This is a genomic window from Amnimonas aquatica, assembly GCF_002943415.1.
GTDB classification, from domain to species: Bacteria; Pseudomonadota; Gammaproteobacteria; order Pseudomonadales; family Moraxellaceae; genus Perlucidibaca; species Perlucidibaca aquatica_A.
Map to the genome: position 1 here is coordinate 1 of NZ_PTQZ01000260.1, position 1,985 is coordinate 1,985.

At 67.8% G+C, this 1,985-nt stretch carries 4 protein-coding genes; all 4 read right to left on the reverse strand.

Annotation, left to right across the window (positions count from 1 at the left end; all coding sequences use genetic code 11):
- Positions 1-227 (reverse strand): PepSY domain-containing protein (locus tag C5O18_RS08785; protein WP_162495443.1); only part of this gene is annotated, 227 nt, incomplete at its 3' end.
- A 39-nt stretch (positions 228-266) separates the two neighbouring features.
- Positions 267-674, reverse strand: coding sequence for an ExbD/TolR family protein (locus tag C5O18_RS08790; protein WP_105193208.1), 408 nt, complete (start codon positions 672-674; stop codon positions 267-269).
- 1 nt (position 675) lies between these two features.
- Positions 676-1,440 (reverse strand): MotA/TolQ/ExbB proton channel family protein, encoded by a 765-nt coding sequence (locus C5O18_RS08795; RefSeq protein WP_105193210.1) that lies wholly within the window; start codon positions 1,438-1,440, stop codon positions 676-678.
- A 4-nt stretch (positions 1,441-1,444) separates the two neighbouring features.
- The coding region (locus C5O18_RS08800) for an energy transducer TonB (RefSeq protein WP_146089314.1) at positions 1,445-1,985 on the reverse strand (541 nt) is incomplete at its 5' end.

Here is a 1,985-nt window from a genome sequence, read left to right on the forward strand (position 1 = left end):
TGCACCGGGCGCTCCGGCATCTGCGCGAGCACACGCTCGTAGAGCGCTTCGGGGGAGAGCATGGCAGCGCCGGCGGGCGGCTGCACGGTCATGACGCCGGGATTGAGCAGCCGCAGGACCTGCGGCTGGAACGCCATGGAGGCTCCGGAGAGCCCGACGACCGCCAGCACGAGGCCGGCGGAGATGCCCAGCCAGCCGTGCAGGCGCAACAGGAAGGATTTCGACAAGCCAGCCACTCCGTACATGCGTCAGGAGTGGCGACTATCTCATTCGGGAAGGTCGGTCACAAAGCCTACTTTAGCCAGCCCTGCTTCCGAAGCAGCAGCAAGCACGCGGGCCACCACTTCGTACGGGGTCTTCCGGTCGGCACGCAGGTGTACTTCGGTATCGGCCGAGAACTGCTGCAGGTGCGTTTCCAGGCTGGCAATGTCGACCGCGTCGCCGTTGACCAGGATCTGGCCGCTGCCGAGCACCGCCAGGTCGACCGGCTTGGTGGTCGACGCCAGCGGCTGCGACGAGGCCTTGGGCAGGTCGACCTTCACGGCGTTGGTCATCATCGGCATGGTGATCATGAAGATGATCAGCAGCACCAGCATGACGTCGATGAACGGGATCATGTTGATCTCGGCGTTGGCCTCGATCTCCTCTCCCTTTTCGAACGAGCCGAAAGCCATGTCACTTCACCTCGCGGGTCTGGCCCGAGCTCTGCTGGAAGCGGTAGATGACGCGGTCGGAGGTGCGCTCGACATCGCTCAGCAGCGGGCCGGTGGACAGGCCGGTGGCCAGGAACGCGAACACGTCGTGGGCGAAGGAGTTCAGGCTCACCAGCGTGTTGCGATTCAGGCGCACGAAGACGTTGTAGGCGACGGCGCTGGGGATGGCCACGGCCAGGCCGAGGCCGGTCATGATCAGGGCCTCGCCCACCGGGCCGGCAACCTGGTCCAGACCGCCCTGGCCGCTGGCACCGATGGCCACCAGCGCGTGGTAGATGCCCCAGACGGTGCCGAACAGGCCGACGAAGGGGGCGCTGGAAGCGACCGTGGCGAGGAAGGTCAGGCCGCCTTCGAGGCGGGCCTTGTCCTGGTCGATGGCGCGCTTCAGCGAGCGGGTCAGGAAGTCCTCGGCGGTACCGGCCTCGACCAGGGTGTTGACCTGGCGCGACTGGTGCTGCTCGACGGCGGTGAAGCCGTGGTGGACGAGGTGCGAGAACGGCTCGGTGACACCGGTGCTGCGCAGCTTGCGGGCCACGGCCTCCAGGCTCGGGGCGGCCCAGAACTCGCTCAGGAACTCGCGCGAGCGGGCACGGGACTGCCAGGTGCGCCAGCCCTTGGTCAGGATGTAGTACCAGGTGCCGATCGACATGATCAGCAGCACCGCCAGGATGAACAGCGCGACGGCGTCGGCGTGCTGGATGAAGTTTTGGAAGCCCAGGTTCTGCATGTTGTCACCGTGTCAGATTGAAGGAGATAGGGACGATCACCCATTCGGTGAGCGCCTCGTTGCCACGCTTGGCCGGCACGAAGCGCCACTCGGCCACGGCCTCGCGGGCCGCATCGTCGAGGCGGCTGTAGCCGCTGGTGCGGTGCAGCACCACCTGGCGTGCGCGGCCGTCAGGTCCGACCTGGACCTTGAGCAGCACCTTGCCTGCCTCGTTGAGCCGGCGCGAGATCGGCGGATAGCGCGGCGCCGGGTTGTTCAGGTAGTCGGCGTCGAAGCGCGGCGGCACCACCGGGGGCGGCGGCGCCGGCTCGGGTGCCGGAGCCGGATCGGGCTTGACCGGATCCGGCTTCGGATCCGGCTCGGGATCTGGGCGCTTCTCCGGAATCGGCGCCGGGGCCGGCTCTGGCGTGACCACGCGCTTGACCTGCGGCTTCTCGATCGGCTTCGGCTCGGGCTTCGGCTTGGGCGGTTCCGGCTTCAGCTTGGGCGGCGCCTCGATGGGCGGCGCGACCCTCAGGATCTGCACGGACATGACCGACAAGCGG